Below are 1,588 nucleotides of genomic sequence, written 5' to 3'. Positions count from 1 at the left end.
TGGTGAGCGCCGGCACGTAGCTCCACACTGTGGGCTTGTGCTCGCCCACGATGTCCCAGAAGCGGCTCTTGGAGAACCGCTCCATCAGCACCATGGACCCACCGACCGACATCACCGGCAGCGTCGAATAGGTCTGCGCGTTGATGTGGAAATAGGGAAGACACACCAGGTAGCGGTCGGCGGCGCTGAGCATCTGCGTGCGCACCTGGAGCTCGGCCGCCCAGACGTAGTTGCCCTGGGTGATCATCACGCCCTTGGGGCGGCTCGTCGTGCCCGAGGTATAGAGCACGGCGGCCAGGTCCATCGCGTCGAGCGCCGGCGCTTCGAACTCGCCGCTGCCCGATTCGAGAATCTTCGCGCCCGAAACGCGCGCGCCGATCTCACCGGCATCGCCGAAGAGCACGATCTGCTCGCTCTGGATCGCCGGGCAGTCTTTGAGGATCGGCTCCCACGCCGCCGTCTCCCCGGTGTCGGAAATGAGCGCCCTGGCTTCCGAGTGATTGAGGAAATACTCCATCTCGTCGGGCGCGCTGCGCAGGTTGGTCGCCACCATGTAGGCGCCGATCTTCGCGATCCCGAACCAGCAGAAGAGAAACTCCGGCACGTTGGGCAGGTGCACGCACACACCGTCGCCCTTGCCGATCCCGATGCCCTGCAGGTGCGCGGCGATCTTGTCCGAGAGCGCGTCGACCTGCGCGTAGGTGTAGCGCCCGGCGCACGCGCCAGTGCGGTCGACGAAGATCAGAAACTCCTGATCGGGGCGGCGCTCCACCTGGTAGCGCAGCAGGTCAGGCAAAACGCGGCCCGCAACGGGATTGTGCGGCATGAGCTGTTCTCCTCGCGAATGGATGGCTCTATCCGTAGGCGAGCGCGAAGAGGCGGGCAAGTCTCCCCTCTCCCTTTCAGGGAGAGGTCGAATTGGATTTCTACTCTGAACCGGCCTCACCCGGCTCCTCGACGCCGATATTCGCCCCCTGCTGCTCGGGGGTGCTCCAGTCCAGCTCGATCTCTCCCTCGCGCTCGGCGCGCACCTGCTCGGCGATGTCCGCGGGGGTGAGCTTGTCCAGGCGCTCGGCCGCCTCGCGCGCGGCCATGCGGCGCACGTCTTCTTCGGTCAGCAGTTCCTTCTGCAGCTCTTCGAGCCGCGCGGCACGCTCGGCATCGCTGAGCGACTCGTCGAACTCGACCTCCCCGGCGCGCTGCCAGTAGGTATCCATCCGCTCCTTGCGCTCGGCGCGCTCGACGTCGAGGGCCTCGAGCCGGTCGGCCGCTTCGGCGCCGAACACGTCCTCGCGCAGCGCGCGGGTCTGCGCGGCGCGCTCGTCGGGGTTGAGGTCGGGATTCTCCGCAATGGCTTCGAGTTTTTCGCGGTATTCCAGATGCGGGTTGCGCGGGAAAAACTCTTCGCGTGTCTCGGGGTCGAGCGAGGCCTTGAATTCCTCGAGCGCCGCGCGTTTCTGCTCATCGGTGAGGGAGGGATCGCTGCGGATCGTCTCGATCTTGAAGGCGATCTCGAAGCCCTTGTCGAGAGCCGCAAACAGCTTGTCGGCCACTTCCTTTCCGAAGATCCGCTCGCGCGCCTCCTTCA

General features: G+C 65.9%; 2 protein-coding genes. Both read right to left on the bottom strand.

Annotated elements, in window-relative coordinates:
- Positions 1-826 (bottom strand): acyl--CoA ligase (locus tag KDH09_11575; protein MCB0220327.1); only part of this gene is annotated, 826 nt, incomplete at its 3' end.
- Between the two features lie 100 nt (positions 827-926).
- Positions 927-1,588 (bottom strand): hypothetical protein (locus tag KDH09_11570; protein MCB0220326.1); only part of this gene is annotated, 662 nt, incomplete at its 5' end.

Source organism: Chrysiogenia bacterium, from assembly GCA_020434085.1.
Taxonomy (GTDB): Bacteria; JAGRBM01; JAGRBM01; order JAGRBM01; family JAGRBM01; genus JAGRBM01.
The sequence above is the reverse complement of the archived record's forward strand: the minus strand, read 5'-3'. Positions and strand labels throughout refer to the sequence as shown.